The organism is Pseudarthrobacter sp. NPDC058362, from assembly GCF_042723515.1.
GTDB lineage: Bacteria > Actinomycetota > Actinomycetes > Actinomycetales > Micrococcaceae > Arthrobacter.
The window spans coordinates 212,632-227,879 of sequence record NZ_JBHXIW010000002.1 but is presented as its reverse complement, the minus strand read 5'-3'; the positions used below and the strand labels follow the sequence as shown (position 1 = coordinate 227,879).

15 protein-coding genes are annotated in these 15,248 nt (G+C 66.8%); 3 read left to right on the top strand and 12 right to left on the bottom strand.

All coding sequences use genetic code 11. The features are described 5' to 3' along the window. Positions 1 to 3: 3 nt before the first annotated feature. From ACFWIX_RS05635 to ACFWIX_RS05620, 4 genes are all read right to left on the bottom strand, one after another. Entirely contained in the window at positions 4 to 894 is an 891-nt protein-coding gene (locus ACFWIX_RS05635) for a diacylglycerol/lipid kinase family protein (protein WP_377215133.1), read from the bottom strand. A gap of 10 nt (positions 895 to 904) precedes the next feature. Further along, complete coding sequence (locus tag ACFWIX_RS05630) at positions 905 to 1,171, bottom strand: hypothetical protein (protein ID WP_377215505.1); 267 nt, start codon at positions 1,169 to 1,171, stop codon at positions 905 to 907. Between the two features lie 82 nt (positions 1,172 to 1,253). Continuing rightward, positions 1,254 to 1,760 (bottom strand): OsmC family protein, encoded by a 507-nt coding sequence (locus ACFWIX_RS05625; protein ID WP_377215132.1) that lies wholly within the window; start codon positions 1,758 to 1,760, stop codon positions 1,254 to 1,256. A 102-nt stretch (positions 1,761 to 1,862) separates the two neighbouring features. Further along, a complete protein-coding gene (locus ACFWIX_RS05620) occupies positions 1,863 to 3,062 on the bottom strand; it encodes a serine hydrolase domain-containing protein (protein ID WP_377215131.1) in 1,200 nt (399 codons plus the stop codon). A 212-nt stretch (positions 3,063 to 3,274) separates the two neighbouring features. Between ACFWIX_RS05620 and ACFWIX_RS05615 the strand changes: the two genes are divergently transcribed. Further along, positions 3,275 to 4,069: a hypothetical protein gene (locus ACFWIX_RS05615; RefSeq protein WP_377215130.1), complete on the top strand. Its 795-nt coding sequence runs from the start codon at positions 3,275 to 3,277 to the stop codon at positions 4,067 to 4,069. A gap of 90 nt (positions 4,070 to 4,159) precedes the next feature. On the opposite strand, the gene ACFWIX_RS05610 is transcribed toward ACFWIX_RS05615, so the two are convergent. Together ACFWIX_RS05610 and ACFWIX_RS05605 are read right to left on the bottom strand one after the other, a co-directional pair. Further along, complete coding sequence (locus tag ACFWIX_RS05610; RefSeq protein WP_377215129.1) at positions 4,160 to 5,035, bottom strand: excalibur calcium-binding domain-containing protein; 876 nt, start codon at positions 5,033 to 5,035, stop codon at positions 4,160 to 4,162. A 61-nt stretch (positions 5,036 to 5,096) separates the two neighbouring features. Next, positions 5,097 to 6,182 (bottom strand): DUF1524 domain-containing protein, encoded by a 1,086-nt coding sequence (locus ACFWIX_RS05605; protein ID WP_377215128.1) that lies wholly within the window; start codon positions 6,180 to 6,182, stop codon positions 5,097 to 5,099. A 295-nt stretch (positions 6,183 to 6,477) separates the two neighbouring features. On the opposite strand from ACFWIX_RS05605, the gene ACFWIX_RS05600 reads away from it, so the two are divergent. Together ACFWIX_RS05600 and ACFWIX_RS05595 are read left to right on the top strand one after the other, a co-directional pair. Then, positions 6,478 to 6,648 carry a hypothetical protein gene (locus ACFWIX_RS05600; protein WP_377215127.1) on the top strand — a complete coding sequence of 57 codons (171 nt, stop codon included), beginning with the start codon at positions 6,478 to 6,480 and terminating at the stop codon, positions 6,646 to 6,648. Between the two features lie 183 nt (positions 6,649 to 6,831). Further along, complete coding sequence (locus ACFWIX_RS05595) at positions 6,832 to 7,935, top strand: NADH:flavin oxidoreductase (RefSeq protein WP_377215126.1); 1,104 nt, start codon at positions 6,832 to 6,834, stop codon at positions 7,933 to 7,935. Positions 7,936 to 8,022: 87 nt separating this feature from the next. Here the strand turns inward: ACFWIX_RS05595 and ACFWIX_RS05590 are convergent, their stop codons facing one another. The 6 genes from ACFWIX_RS05590 to glpD are packed head-to-tail and all read right to left on the bottom strand — an operon-like array spanning position 8,023 to position 15,137. Next, entirely contained in the window at positions 8,023 to 8,466 is a 444-nt protein-coding gene (locus ACFWIX_RS05590; RefSeq protein ID WP_377215125.1) for a 6,7-dimethyl-8-ribityllumazine synthase, read from the bottom strand. Between the two features lie 49 nt (positions 8,467 to 8,515). Beyond that, a complete protein-coding gene (gene lipA / locus ACFWIX_RS05585) occupies positions 8,516 to 9,529 on the bottom strand; it encodes a lipoyl synthase (RefSeq protein ID WP_377215124.1) in 1,014 nt (337 codons plus the stop codon). Further along, positions 9,526 to 11,244 (bottom strand): glycerol-3-phosphate dehydrogenase/oxidase, encoded by a 1,719-nt coding sequence (locus ACFWIX_RS05580; protein ID WP_377215123.1) that lies wholly within the window; start codon positions 11,242 to 11,244, stop codon positions 9,526 to 9,528. Before ACFWIX_RS05580 ends, lipA begins: the two co-directional genes overlap by 4 nt. Then, complete coding sequence (locus ACFWIX_RS05575) at positions 11,234 to 12,046, bottom strand: lipoate--protein ligase family protein (protein ID WP_377215122.1); 813 nt, start codon at positions 12,044 to 12,046, stop codon at positions 11,234 to 11,236. The genes ACFWIX_RS05580 and ACFWIX_RS05575 overlap by 11 nt, the downstream gene beginning before the upstream one ends. After that, positions 11,992 to 13,503, bottom strand: a complete 1,512-nt coding sequence (locus ACFWIX_RS05570; protein ID WP_377215121.1) for an FGGY family carbohydrate kinase — start codon at positions 13,501 to 13,503, stop codon at positions 11,992 to 11,994. Before ACFWIX_RS05570 ends, ACFWIX_RS05575 begins: the two co-directional genes overlap by 55 nt. Beyond that, positions 13,500 to 15,137, bottom strand: coding sequence for a glycerol-3-phosphate dehydrogenase (gene glpD, locus ACFWIX_RS05565; RefSeq protein WP_377215120.1), 1,638 nt, complete (start codon positions 15,135 to 15,137; stop codon positions 13,500 to 13,502). The genes ACFWIX_RS05570 and glpD overlap by 4 nt, the downstream gene beginning before the upstream one ends. Between the last annotated feature and the right edge of the window lie 111 nt (positions 15,138 to 15,248).

Here is a 15,248-nt window from a genome sequence, read left to right as displayed (position 1 = left end):
AGGTCAGAGGGTGGCGAGGGCACCCCTGGCACTCTCCACGCGGACGTGGGTTCCCGCCTGGATATGGACCACCTCGCCGTCAATCTGGCATGGAACAGCGTTCCGCGTGGAGAAGGCATAGCTCGCGACGCCCGGCTGATGTCCGAGTCCCAGGGTGACGGCGCGGAGCGTCATCAGTGACATCTTCATCAGTCCGGCATGGGGCAGCGTCACCACCTCGAACAATCCATCGTCCGGGTAGTGCGACTCGCTGACCTTTCCGTACTTCGCCATGCGCGAGATGTTGGCCAGGATCAGGCTGTCGAACTTCGCGGTAGCACCGTCGTCCCGCACGAGCTCGAACGGTTTCAGGCGGCGGAGCGTGCGGGCAACGGAAACGAGTTCGAGCACTTTTCCCTTGCCGCCCTGCTCGATGCCGATGGCCATTAGAGGTGTGAGCCCGAAACCCACGTAGGAGTGGGCGTACTGGATCTGCTCCCGGTCTCCGGTACGGAACACCACCCGCAGCAGGTCGATGTGCCGAACCGTCGTGGCCCTCAGTGCTTCACTGAGCGACCTGGCGGGGAGGCTCCGGAAGTGGTCGTTCGCGTTGCCTGCAGGAATAACGGTGCAAACCGCCTGGCTGCCGGGAACGTCCATGACGCCGTTGACCACCTCGTTGTACCCGCCGTCGCCGCTGACCGAGAGAATCAGCGGCGCACCCCTGCCTGCCTCGGCCCGCGCCAGCGCGCGGGCATGCCCGGCATGGTCCGTAGGCAGCAGGTCAACAGGCAGCCTCGCTGCGGCCAGCTCCCGCTGCAGGGTCTCGATCCACGCGCCCATCCCCGCCCGGCCCGGGTTGAAGATCACCACGGCGCGGTCAAAGAGGCCGGCGGTTGCTCCGTCCTCAGCCACCCGCGCTCCCCTACCCGCCCATTCCAGGATGCACGGGAACGAAGTCGAGTCTGTTCCCGGAGTTGGTCCGGCCCGCAGGCGTCCGGTTGTACCCGCGCGCATCCAGCCCGTTCCGGTTGCGGAATTCCGCGAGGGCAGCATCGTAGACGTTGTTCAGGGTCCGGCCCGAAAACTCTCCGGTGCTGCCGTCAGTGAAGGCGATCCGGATCCGGAGACTGGCCGGGTAGTGCCGGCCCATCCGGATGAAGCCGTCGGCGTCCTGCTGGAGGGTGATCATGGAGGCTGCTTTCATTCGGGGGTGCAGTCTCCAGTTTGACGCAATCCTTGGCAGCCGGAGAACTGGCGGCGTTGGCCACCAGTCAGGACGCGTTGAACTCGATCGTCAGCGGGATGGACCGGCCAAGGGAGTCGCCCACCGGAGAGGAGCGCTCAATCCGCTCGCGCAGTAACCGGAGCTGCTCTTCGCTGGCATCCGGGGCGTCAAGCATGACTTTGTAGGAAATACCGGTGTAACCGGAACCCGGCGCATCAAGGCCCAGATACGCCTGGACATTGAAGTGGCCGGTGGCTTCGACGCGCAGGTCCTTCACCTCGACCCCAAGCAAGGCCGCGTGAAGGGCGATGAGATCCACGTCGCATGCGGCGAGCGCTGCCAGAAGTGTCTGCATGGCATTGAATTCCCCGCGGCCGCCAATGTGGATGCTCTTGTCTTCGAGCTCCACCCGCGACCGCGATCCGCCGAGCCAGTGCGCGGTGACGGACGGATGCCTGTCGGCCGCCGAGGCGTCGTGCCGGACCTCATCGCGGAACGCTTCCCACCCAGCGACGCTGATTCCGTTAATTTGCGCTTCCGTCCTGTTTGCCATCTGGCTCAACGACCTTCTTGTGCTGTGCGGCGGGGCGCCGCCATACGGGACGCCAAGCTATTCAATAGCTTTCTTGAATAAGACACCCTGCCTAGACCATTGTCAAGAGACTTCTTGAATATGGGAGTCTGCCTTCGTGGAGGGATGCGCCGCAGCCGCATTCCTAGCGGCAGGCGCCGTCGAGCGTCTGCTGAGCGAACTCGCCCAGCCCATAGTCGGGCGGAGGTGCATCAGCACTGAGGGGTTCTTCCCCAGCGCGACGAAGAGTGTCAGCTGCCGGGACCCGTCCGCGCTGACCATGGCAGCCGACGCATAGCCGGGAGCACCTCCGAGATGTCCGTAGTAGTAACCCTTCGCGCAACTGTCCCACCACTTGGCCAGGCCAAGGCCGTACTGTGATGCGTTGGGGCTCTGCATCTCCGCCAGGAGATCCGGCCCCAGGAGCCTGCCGCCCAGCAGTGCAGCATAGAATTCGCTGACGTCCGGCGCAGTGGAGACCATGCCACCGGAAGCCGACCCGTCCTGGACGCCGGCAAGGGCGGCGTCGACGCGTTCGCCGTCGATCACGACGTACCCGTGGATCATGTCCGGTGGGGCGGGGCCCGTCCCCGTCAGCCGCGTCCCGCTAAGACCGAGGGGTTCTGCGATGTCCGCCTGCAGCACATCGCTTAGGCTGCGTCCGGTGACCTGCTCAATGAGCAGGCCGAGCACCACATAGTTAGAGCTCGAATATCTGAAGACGCCAATATCGTCCGTATTCCACGGAAGGGTACCGGCCAGCTCCATTCGCCGCTCAGCCGTCAGGGGTGTGGTCAGGACCTGCTTCAGGGGGCCAGATCTGATCAGCACTTCCTCGAAGCTCGGCATCCCGGAGGTGTGCTCGAGAAGCATCCGGACGGTGACCGGTTCCGGCGGCTGCAGGCGTTTCTTGAGCTCCGGCAAGTACTCGCTCACCTCGCCATCCAGCCTGATCTTGCCCTGACCGACCAGTTTCATGACGGAGACGGCCACCATGGACTTGGTCAGGCTGGCGATGTGGAAGGAGTCGGCTGGCTCCGCTGGCACCTTCGTATCGAGGTCGCGGACTCCCGCGGCACCGGACCAGGCCTCCCCGTTGATCCTCAACTGGATGAGGACCGCAGAGGCTCCGGCTGCCAGCCTGTCTTGGCTGAACTCCTCCAAGCCAGTACGCAGCCGGTCCATCGGGGAGGAAGCCGATGGTACAGGCGTCGTTGCCGGGGAGCAGCCAGTGCCAAACATCAGGACGACGGCGGTGCAGGCCGCGACGATAAAGCGCACCATGGCTCAGATGTTCCTCAGCCCGCCGGCCGGCGTCAAGAGGCGCTGCAAGCGGTATGCGGGATTCGCTGGCGCTTCGTGGCTGCACCGCCGGGGAAGGCCGGAGCCGGAAGGGATGGCCCGCACACTCGGGGACGGCCGCCGCCGCATTTCGCCGGGCGCTCCGCTGAACGACGTCACCGTCTGTGTCGGGGCCGGGCGGTATCGTCTTGATCATGACAGATAGGCCACGATTGGCAGCCCTGGCACAAGACTGGATCGAAGAGGCACGTTCCTTTCACAGCCGGCAGCTCGCCAAGCCCCGCAAGGTGATGCGGCTGGGAAAAACCCGGATCTTCTTCACCAAGGGGCAGGCCATTACAACCTCCGCCGCTGTTTTCGTTGGCAGTTCGCTGACCTCGGCAGACTCACCGGACTGGATCTTCTGGTCTGTTGTGCTGGGCGGAGTCATGGGAGGCAGGTTCGTCTTCCCCGTCCCAAACAGCAGCATCGCCAGCAAAAAGGGCCCTTTCGACGTGCAGCACAGGAGCGCCGCCGAGCTGGACCGGATGACGGCCGACGAAATCCAGGCGTACGAGTACAACATGCTCCTCAAGCATCGTCTCAAGACAGCGGATGGACTCGGCACCCAACAGGCGCTGGCCCGGGGACGTGAAGCTGCCCGCTCCACCGAACACGCAGCGGCCTTGGACCCGGGATCACTTAACGGGCTTTCCTTGGTCGAAGCCCAGGCATTCAATGCCGCCGCAGCACAGCATGCCCGCATCCAGAAGCGATGGTTGGCCTATGAGGTCGACTCGAACCTGCAGTTCGACTTTCCCGCGATGTCCGACGCGCGCATTCCGGCAACCGCTGCAATGATCAGGGCAATGCGTGCGGCTGAGCACGCCAAGGCCAGCGCCCGGGCGGCGGAATACGCATCCGCCGTCGAAGCTTTTGCAACTGCGCTAAGGGCAGCCGAGACGGACGCGGGGGTACCAAATAACAGGCGTCCAGGCCACGAATTCTGAAAGCTGCGCGCACGTTTGTCCGTCCTGTGTACCAAAGACAATGCCCTGGACACCCGTCAAGGTGCCCAGGGCATTACTTTGGGCCATTACCTACTTATCGCAACCGATCCCGTCGCGGTCCCTGTCCAGGTGGGTCCCATAGCCTGGAGTGCCCTGGTACACCGGCGCAGCTCCAGCCGCTCTCGCTGCGGCGCAGTTCGGGTAATAGACGGCGGCCGGAGCCGGTGCCACGGGGACTGCCGGCGGTGCCGGGGGTGCCGCCTGTTCGGCGGCCAGACGCGCAGCTTCCTCGCGGGCCACCTGGTCAGCGGCAGCCTTTTCAGCAGCTGCCCTCGCCGCAGCGGCTTTTTCCGCGGCGGCCTTTTCGGCTGCGGCCTTCTCCGCGGCGGCCTTTGCAGCAGCCGCCTTTTCGGCTGCAAGCTTGTCTGCCGCGGCCTTCGCTGCGGCTGCCCGCTCAGCCGCGTACCTGTCAGCGTCTTCCTGGCTCAACCACATGAACCCCTCGTCCTCCTCACCCAAGGCACAGACGAAAGTCACGCCGTCGTACTCCCGCGTGGCCCCTTCGGTGGCGCAGGGATCAAGCGCGGGGCTTGTCTCCGTCGGGGTGGGGGTAGGAGTAGGCGTTGCCGATTCCAAGAGGCTGGCCTTCTTCGCCGCGTCACCACCCGGAGCGGCGGTGGCGCCCACCACCCCGGCCCCGACGATCAGGGCGAGGAACCCGGCCACGGCGACTACTCCGCCAGACTTCCGGTGAGGCAATCCAACCCAGGACCGCCGCTTGAACACCCACGCATACAGCCCCGTCAGCAGGGCGATCAGCCCAAGAATGAAGAGAACCATGCCAAACCCGCCGGCGATGGCGAAGGGGATCATCACGAGCAGCAACAGCGCGGCAATGATCCAGAAGAGCACCGTCGGCTTCCACGAACGCGGCGCCTGGACGGCTGGATACGGATTTTTTCTCATTTTGTCCCCCTAGGAAATGCGAGTGATGGTGATGCAAAGATGTTCAGCAGCGCGGAAGCCCCTACTCGCAGGCAACACCGTCGCGGTCGCGGTCCAGCCCGGCCCGGTAACCGGCCATCCCGGCATACAGCGGCGCGGCGCCGGCGGCACGGACAGCCGAACAGTTCGGGTAGTAGACGGCCACGGGAGCAGGCGCCGGGGCGACCGGCGCGACGGGAGCGACGGGAGCGGGAGCAACCGGCGCCGGGGCAACTGGTGCGGCCGGGGCCGGAGCGGCAGGCGGCACAGCGGCCGGCGACTCAACCGTCGTCGGCGCCACTTGCCCCGCGCAGTTGCCCAGGATCCGCGCCATCGCGTCGTGCTCGGCCTGCGTGACCCACAGTGAATACGTGGCCTTCACCGAAATCTGGCGTGCAACGTACTCGCACCGGAACCCCTTGTTCGGGGGCAGCCAGGTGGCCGCGTCGCCGTCGCCCTTTCGCTGGTTGGTGGGCCCGTCCGTCGCCTGGAGGTTCAGCGGGTCGTTGGCGAACGCCGTCCGCTGCTGCAGGGTGAGCTGCTGCGCGCCCTTCTGCCACGCGTCGCTGAGCGCCACCACGTGGTCGATCTGCACCTTTCTGCTGGTGTCAGCGCCGCGGAGGAAGCTGATGCTGGTCCCGGTGTACGGGTCCGCCAGCACGCCCGACTTCACCTTGCAGGGCACGCTGTTCGCGTACCGGATGGCGGTCAGGTCGCGCTTGAGCATGTCATTGCGCGTATCGCAGCCGTTCCGGTCCACGTCCGCCCAGGCCTGGCCGAACTGCGCGCGGTCGTACCCGGTCTTCGGGGCGCGGCCCTTGACGGGCAGCGTCGCCAGCAGGTCCAGCGCCTTCTTGGCGGAGGCGGGCTGCAGCTTCGGCGCCTGGGCACCCGTCGTCGGGCGGTCCACCGGCGTGGCGGTCCCTTGTGGTGTCGGGACGGACGACGGCGTCACCTCGCCGGCTGCTGTTTCCCTCGCCTCGGCGGTCGCGGCCGCAGCCGTGCTCCCCGCCGTCGGGCCGTCCAGTTTCTCAACGGTGGCCGGCGCCGCACAGCCTGCGGCCAGGAAAGCCACCGAAAAAGCGGCGACCAGCGCGGAAAGGCCGCGAAAGGCCCGGTAGTTCGACATTCATCCCCATAAACGGCACATCACGTTGCCAAGTCGTACTCGCAGAATCGCGATGCCGCTGAGCCTATTCTCTTCGCCGCGGCTTGAGGCGTCCGGAGCCAGAACCTTGACCGAAACTGAGCCGTTCTTGATCCAGTCTTGAGCCAACGGGCCACCAAAGTACCCAAAGCCGGTTATATGACTGCTTCGGTCAAAAGCCTTGACCATAAGTATGCTGATTATTATCGTGAATTAACACGGGGAATGCTTATAAGCCTTCCCGTCAAACAGGAGTAATGAGCAGAAGGAGAACACGATGCGTAAGCTCTCGATGATCACCCTGGCCGCAGTTCTGTCCCTTGGCGGCGCCGCCATCGCCTCGCCGGCCATCGCGGACCCGCCCGGCCCCGGCAGCAAGCAGTGCATCCCGGGCCAGCACGGCAGCCCGCAGCCCGGCTTCAAGGCGGGTGCCTGCTCCAACCGTTAGCCCCCGGACGGCACCCGTTGCCGGCAACCACGGCATGAAGGGACCCTCTCCCCCCACGGGAAAGGGTCCCTTCGCCGCGTTCCTGCTTGGACGAAATATTCTCCTGTACCGCCGCGTTATCCCCCTTCGGTGGCCGCTTTGCGGCGGCGCCACCCGCTCCCCAACCAACGAAGGAGAAGGCCAGTGCCTGATTTCACCCCGCTTTGGGCCCCCGTCCGACTCGGTTCCACCGAACTCGAGAACCGCGTCGCACTTGCCCCGATGACCCGGGTCAGTGCCACCGAAGACGGACACGCCACGGAGAAAATGGCCGCCTATTACGAGGCCTACGCCCGCGGCGGCTTCAGCCTGCTGGTCACCGAGGGCATCTACCCGGACACTGCCTACAGCCAGGGCTACCTCTTCCAGCCGGGCATCGCCACCGAGGAACAGGCGCAATCCTGGACCAAGGTGGTGGACCGGGTCCACGCCGCCGGCGCCCGGATCTTCGCCCAGCTGATGCACGCCGGCGCCCAGGCCCAGGGCAACCGCTTCGTCGACTCCTCGGTGGGCCCCTCCGCTGTGGCGCCCAAGGGCGAGCAGCTCGCCTTCTACCGCGGCGAAGGCCCCTACCCCGTGCCGGCGGAAATCACCCGGGAACAGATGGATAAGGTCCGGGAAGGCTTCGTCCGGGCCGCGCTGCGTGCCAAGGAAGTAGGGTTCGACGGCGTCGAGATCCACGGCGCCAACGGCTACCTGATCGACCAGTTCCTCACCGACTACCTCAACCAGCGCACCGACGAGTACGGCGGTTCGTCCGCGAACCGGGTGCGGTTCGCCGCGGAGATCAGCCGGGCTGTCCGTGAAGCCGTGGGCCCGGATATGACGGTGGGCATCCGGATCTCGCAGGCCAAGGTCAGCGACAACGACCACCGCTGGAGCGGCGGCATCGAGGAAGCCAAGGTGATCTTCTCCACCTTGGGCGCTACCGGGATCGACTTCATTCACACCACCGAATACCGCGCCTCCGCACCCGCCTTTGGGGACGGCGGTCCTTCCCTGGCCGCCCTCGCCAAGCAGTACGCAGGCGTCCCCATTATCGCCAACGGCAATCTGGACGACCCTGAAGCCGCCGCAGCCCTGCTCCGCGACGGAACGGCCGACGTCGTCGCCCTGGGCAAGGCGGCGCTGGCGAACCGGAACTGGCCACACCGCGTGCGAAACGGCCTGCCCTTCGATGAACTGAACCCGGGCATCTTCGCCCCGGTGGCGGACGTCAAGGACTGGGAACTGGAGCTTCCTGCGTAGCGCCGGTCCGGTTTCAAGTAAGCGGCTTTAACCGCTTGGAGGGCGACGGCGGGAGCACCGCCGTCGCCCTTTCCTGCTTGCGTGGGTTTACAGGGACTTCAGCGCCGTAAGCGTCGAGGCGAGGGCATCGGCCAGTTCACGCCCCTTCGTCACGAAGTGGTTGGAAAACTGCTTCCGGTGCTCTTCGTGCTCATGGAAATGGTGCGGCGTCAGGACACCCGAAAAGACGGGTACGTCCGTCTCCAGCTGCACCTGCATCAGGGCCTCCACCACGGTCTGCGAGACAAACTCGTGGCGGTAGATCCCGCCGTCGACAACCAAAGCGGAGGTGGCAATGCCGTCGTACTTGCCGGATGCTGCGAGCCTTCGGACCATGAGGGGGATCTCGAAGGCACCGGGGACCTGGTAGGCGTCAACATCGGTTGTGCCCAGCTCGTTGAGCCGGTCACGGAAGCTTTCGACGGCGCAGTCGACGATATCTGCGTGCCACTGGGCGCTGACGATCGCTACCCGGAGAGAGGAGTTAGCCAAGGATGGGGCCTTTCTGTTTGCTGTGCTCAGGATAGTCGCGCCAAGGGTTTTAGCGGGCGAGGAGGCTGGCGGCTTCCTGGCGGGTGGTGCCGGAGTCCTGGATGCCTTCGGCGATGTGGGCGAGGTGTTCGGGGATTTCGCGGCCCTTTTTGCGCATGGCGGTGGCCCAGAGCCGTCCGGCCCGGTAGGAGGACCGGACCAGGGGCCCGGACATGACGCCGAGGAAGCCGATCTCTTCGGCTTCGTGCTGCAGGTCCAGGAATTCCTGGGGCTTGACCCACCGGTCCACCGGCAGGTGCCGCTCACTCGGGCGCAGGTACTGGGTGATGGTGATCAGGTCACACCCGGCCGCGTGCAGGTCCCGCAGCGCTTCGGAGATTTCCTCGCGGGTTTCGCCCATGCCCAGGATCAGGTTGGACTTGGTGACCATGCCCAGGTTCCGGCCCTGCGTGATGACATCCAGGGACCGTTCGTACCGGAACGCGGGCCGGATCCGCTTGAAAATCCGGGGCACGGTCTCGACGTTGTGCGCGAACACCTCCGGGGCCGAATCGCAGATCGCCGCGATGTGCTCCGGCTTCCCGGAGAAGTCAGGGATCAGCAGCTCCACGCCGGTGCCGGGGTTCAGTTCGTGGATTTTCCGGACCGTTTCGGCGTACAGCCACACACCCTCATCGGCCAGGTCATCACGTGCCACCCCGGTCACGGTGGCGTAGCGCAGGTTCATCGACTGCACCGACCGGGCCACCTTGGTCGGTTCGAACATGTCCACCGGGGACGGTTTGCCGGTATCGATCTGGCAGAAATCACACCGCCGGGTGCACTCGGACCCGCCAATCAGGAACGTCGCCTCCCGGTCCTCCCAGCACTCGAAAATGTTCGGGCAGCCGGCCTCCTCACACACCGTGTGCAGGCCCTCTTTCTTGACCAGGTTCTTGAGCCCGACGAACTCCGGCCCCATCTGGACCTTCGCCTTAATCCACTCCGGCTTCCGCTCCACCGGGACAGCCGCGTTACGCTGCTCAATCCGCAGCATCTTCCGGCCCTCAGGTGCCAATGTCATGACAGCACCCCCGCGGCCGCCGTGCCCAGGCCGTGGCGTTCGGCGAGCAGGGTCAGCGCCGCCTCCGCCTCCTGCCTTGCCTTGCCGGTGTCCCAGCCGAGGTACGGCGCCAACTGCGCGGCCACCTCGTAGGCGAGCTCCGCGGTGACCAGGCCACGGAAGGCCAGGCTCGTCCGGCGGATCAGGACGTCGGCCACGTGGGCCACCTGTTCGTGCGCCGCCATCCAGGCCAGCTCGCGGGTGCTCAGCTCAGCGGTGCTCCGCAAGGGCGCGTCGTCCCCCTCTGCCAGGAACGCCAGCACTTCGTCGGCCCGGGTGCCGTAGCGGTCCAGGAGCGTCCGGGCGCGGTCCGCACTGACCCCGGGGCCGGTGCGGGCAGCGACCCAGGCCTCGACGGCGGAACCATCCTGCGGGTAGGCCCGTCCGCCGCCGATGGGCAGGTTCCGGGTGTCCACCGAGCGGACCCGCCCGAGCAGGCCCAGGACCTCGTCGGCCACCTGCTCGGACAATGCCCGGAAGGTGGTCCACTTGCCGCCGACGATGCTCAACACAGGCCGGTCAGTTCCCGGCAGGAACGAGCGTTCGATGCGGTAGTCGCGGGAAACAAAGCCCGGGGCGGTATCGTCATGCCGCGGCAGGGGCCGGACCCCGGAGAACCTATAGACAATGTCCTCGCGCGAAACCGTCACAGCGGGAAAAACATGCTGGATCAGGTCAAAGAAGTACTGGATCTCAGCATCCGTGCAGACCGGCTCCAGATCCTCCCCCGCGTCGATGTCGGTGGTGCCTACCAGCAAGCGGTCGCCCATGGGGTAGATCAGCACAATCCGGCCGTCGCTATGCTCGAAGAAGATCTCGCGGCCGTCCGTGGCGGCCAGCAGGCCCGGGTGGTCCAGGACAATGTGCGAGCCCTTGGTTCCGCCCATAAAGCGCGACGGCGACCCCAGGGCGCCGTTCGTTGCGTCCACCCACGCGCCGGTCAGGTTGACGACGACGTCCGCGGCGAAGGTGAATTCCTCACCGGTGAGCTCATCACGCAGCCGCGCGCCGCCGTCGTGCGTTCCGACGAAGGAAAGGTAGTTGGCGGCGCGGGCGTGCGGCCCCGCCTCCAGGCCGTCCCGGAGGGCGTCCAGCGTCAGCCGCTCCGGATCATGTACCGAGGCGTCGAAATAGGTGGCCGTGTATTTAACGTCGGACCGCAGGGCGGGCAGCTCCGCCAGGGAACGCTTACGGCCCACGAACCGGTGGCGCGGCACGGTGCCGCCACGGCGCGAGAACGCGTCGTAGAGGCTCAGGCCCACCTTTATTAGGAGAGCCCCGCGTTCCCGCGGTTTGCCGGAGCGGTGCGTGATGAAGCGCAGCGGAGCGTTCAGCAGTCCGGAGAACGTCGAGAACACCGGGATGGTGGTCTGCAGCGGCTTCACGTAGTGCGGCGCGATGTTCAGGAGCCGGTTCCGCTCCACCACGGACTCGTGCACGAGGCGGAACTCACCGTTCTCGAGGTACCGGATGCCGCCGTGGATCATGTGGGACGAGGCTCCGGACGCCCCCTGGCAGAAGTCGCCCCGCTCCACGAGCGCCACCTCGACGCCCTGCAAGGCAAGGTCGCGGAAGGTGCCGACGCCGTTGATGCCGCCGCCGATGATGAGGACACGGGCGCGGGGGCGGTCCTGGAGGGCTTGGACAGTGGGGCGGGGGGAATGGTCAGTGGACACGGGTGGCTCCAGACAGGGCAAAAGGCGGTTGGGGGTCAAGGGGTTGTGCAGCCTGAAGGACGGGCATCAGGCGGTGGGCCAGGGCTTCGCGGACGTCGTCCACGGTGGTTCCCGGCACGGCATCGGCGACGCAGCCGACGGATTCGGGTCGGAAATCGAGGTCCAGCAGGGCGTACGCCTCTTCAAGGGCTGCCCGGGCGGGGCCGGCCTCCTCGACCATGACAACAGCGCTGAACAGGTAGCCGTGCCTGGTGAGGCGCTGCCCGGTCCCGGCCAGTTTGGCGCGCCCGGCATCGTTGACGCTGAACTCGCCGGTGCAGTATTCACCCGGTACCGCGCCGACGCGCGCGTCCGCGCCAAGGCCGCGGAGCGCCGCGGCGGTGTTCCGGCCGAAGGAGTCGAAGCGTTCCTTGATCGAAGAGCGCGGGTCCGCGTGCGGCGCCCACAGGTGGACCACCAGGTCGCCGGAACCATACAGCGCCAGGTGTCCCCCGACCGGCCTGATGATCGGTTCATACCCGCGCGCCGCCAGGAGGTCCCTGGCTGCCGGGTAGCCGGGGCGGAGGGAGTCCCGCCGGCTGAAGGCCGCCGTCGGACGCGGGCGGGAGAAGTTCAGCTCCCCGCCCGGGGCGGAAGGAAGCCCGCCGAGCCGCCCGGCGATGAACTCCATGTCGTCCGGCCCGGAACGCGGTTTCGGATCATGGACCAGCCGGAACGGGCCGGGGCCGAACGGCGGGTGCACGCCGTTCACACCGTTCCGGGACCCGGACTCCGCCCGGTCACGGTCCTCACTGCGTCGCACCAGCCGGCGTACAGTTCCTCGCGCCGGTCCGCCGACATCGCCGGTTCGAAAACCTGGTCGATCTGCCAGCCGGTGGCCAGGTCGTCGCGGCTCCACAACCCGGCACCCATGCCGGCAAGGTGCGCCACGCCCAGGGCGGTCCGCTCCAGCTCGGTGGGACGCAGCACGGGCACGCCGAGGATGTCCGCCTGGAACTGGCACAGCAGGTTGCTGCGCGCCGCCCCGCCGTCGACCTTAAGCTCCGGGACCGGATTCCCGCCAGCGACGAGTACGTCGATGTTGTCCCGCGTTTGGTACGCCATCGCTTCGATGCCCGCACGCACAATGTGCTCGGAGCTGCTCTCCAGCGTCAGCCCGACGATGCTCGCCTTGCTGTCCCGGGACCAGTGCGGGGCGCACAGTCCGGCGAAGGCCGGCACGATATACACGCCTCCGGTGTCCTGGACCCTGCGGCCCAGTTCCTCGAGGTCGGTGTCCTCGGAAAGGATCCCGAGGCGTTCCCGCATCCACTGCAGCGTCTGGCCGCAGTGGAACACGACGCCTTCGATCTCGTAGGCGGTTGTGCCGCTCTCGGTCCAGCCGACGCTGGCGGTGAGGCCGTCCAGGATGGCGGGCGCGGGGCCGCTGTTGGCCGTCAGGACGCCGGCCGTGCCGTAGGTGTTCTTGACCGACCCGGTCTCGAAACACGCCTGGCCGAACATCCCGGCCTGCTGGTCGCCCATGATGGCCATGATCGGGACGCTCTTCGTGCCCGGCAGTCCCACGTCGGCGGGGCGCATGTCGCCGAAGTGCGAATCGGACGGCAGCGCCGGCGGCAGCAGGCGGGCGGGGATGCCGCAGGCCTCGATGAGCTTCTCGTCCCAGTCCCGCGTTTCCAGGGAGAACAGGGCCGTCCGGGACGCTTCACTGTGGTCCGTGAAGTGCGAACGGCCCCCGGTCAGCTGCCACAGCAGCCACGTATCAACCGTGCCCGCTGCGAGTTCGCCGCGCTGGGCGCGCTCCCGGACGCCGGGCACATTCTCCAGCACCCAGGCCAGCTTGGGTGCGCTGAAGAACGAGTCATTGAAGAGGCCTGTCCGCTGCCGGAACTCCTGGTCCAGCCCGTCCGCCCTCCAGCGCTGGACGATCCCGTCCGTCTGCTTGGACATCCACATGATCGCGTTGTGGACCGGCTCACCGGTGCGGCGGTCCCACAGCAGGCAGGACTCGCGGTGGGTGGTGATTCCGACGGCGGCAAGGTCGTCCGTCGTGGCACCCACCTTGGCCATCACAGCCTGCATGCTGTTCCGCTGGGCCTCCCACAGCGCCTTGGGATCGAGCTCCACCCAGCGCGGCTTGGGGAAAAGGGGAATGACGGGATGGCGGGCTTCGGCCACGATCTGCCCGTCGAGGGACACCAGCACCGCGCGGGCGCTGGTGGATCCTTCGTCCAAAGCCAGGACGTAGCGCGCGGTCATGACGCGGAGCCCTCCGCTGCTGCCCGGTCCTGGGCAGCATGGGCGGGAACAGCCAGGCGTTCCAGCCATTCGCGGTAGTCCCGGATTTCGGCGGCCTGACGCTCACTGTCCCAGCCGCGCTCGGCGCCCATGACGGCGGCAGCCCGCTCCACGACGTCGAGCCCGTGGCCCGGTTCGAAGGCCAGGAGCATCCGGCGTGCCAGGACATCGGCCAGCGTCTGGGCGAACTCGTGCCGGACCGCCAGGAGGATTTCCGCCTCAAGGGCGCCGGTTGCGGGGTCGAGGACGGGGTAGCCGGCCCCGGCGGTGTCCGCCTCGGAGATGACGTCAAGGGCCCTGGTTCCGTAGAGGGCCAGCAGCCGTTCAACCGTGCGTTCCTCCAGGCCTTCCCGGCCGAGGGCAGTCCGCGCAGCGGTGAAGTCGCCGGCTGCGCCGGGGAGCGGGAGGCTGGCGGTCACGCACTTGGGGCTCTTACGCCCCAGTCGTTTGAACACGTCGTCCACTGCGTCCTGGGCAAGCTGGCGGTAGGTGGTCAGTTTCCCGCCCACCACGGTGACGAGGCCGGGCAGGTCCGGGGCGTGGTCGTGCAGGACATGGCTGCGGGGAATCTCCCACTCCTCCACGTCCGGTGCGTACGGCAGCGGGCGCACTCCGGAGTAGGTGAAGAGAACGTCTGCGGGCGTGAGGTGGGCGCTGGGGATGAGTTCGTTGACCTCGCCCAGCAGGTAGTCCATTTCGTCGGCGTCGCAGCGGGCTTCGCCGGGATCCCGGTCGAAGCGCAGGTCGGTGGTACCAATGAGGTAGCGGCCCATCCACGGGATCACGAGGACCAGGCGGCCGTCGGTCTTGGACTCGTAGTAGACGACGTCGTCCGGAGCCCCGGGGAAAGGGTCAACGATGAGGTGGCTGCCCTTGGTTCCGCCGTTCAGCCGTGGCTGTTCCGGCGCGCCCCGGCGGAAGATCCGGTCGATCCATGGTCCCGCCACGTTAAGGATGACGGGTGCGCGGACCTCATGCATTTCGTCGGTCAGGGTATTCCGGTAGCGCACCCCGACAACCCGGCCGCCTTCGAGGATGGGCTCTTCGACCCGCGACTTGGTACGGATGACGGCACCGGCGCCGGCGGCGGCAAGCGCCACCTCGGTGCAGAGCCGCTCCGCGTATTCAACCTGGCCGTCGGTGAAGACCACTGCGCCGCGGAGGCCGTCCGGGGAGATGCCGGGGAAACGGCGGAGGATCGCCTCCCGGTTCAGGACCTCGTGCCCCTGGGTCTTCTTGTCAAAGGACAGGGCATCGTAGAGGAACATGCCGATCCGGATCAGCCAGGCGGGACGGCGGCTGTGCGAGCTCAGTGGCATGATGAGACGCAGCGGCTTGACCAGGTGCGGAGCCAGCCGGAAAAGAAGTTCACGTTCGCGCAGCGATTCACGGACCAGGGCGAAGTCACGGTGTTCGAGATACCGCAGCCCGCCATGGACCAGCCGTCCCGACCATGCGGAGACGCCGCTGCAAATGTCATCCTGTTCAAGCAAGACAACCCGCAGCCCCCGAAGGGCGGCATCCCGGGCGATTCCCAGGCCGTTGATTCCGGCCCCCACGACGACGACGTCGAACGGAGTGCTGAACTCCTCCATAGCGCTTCCCTTTCCTGCCCCACAAGCGATAGAATAATTATTTATGGGCTGCATTTCCATTTATAAGTGTCATGTGCCCCGAATCACGTGTCAAGGGGGCCCTAAGATGGG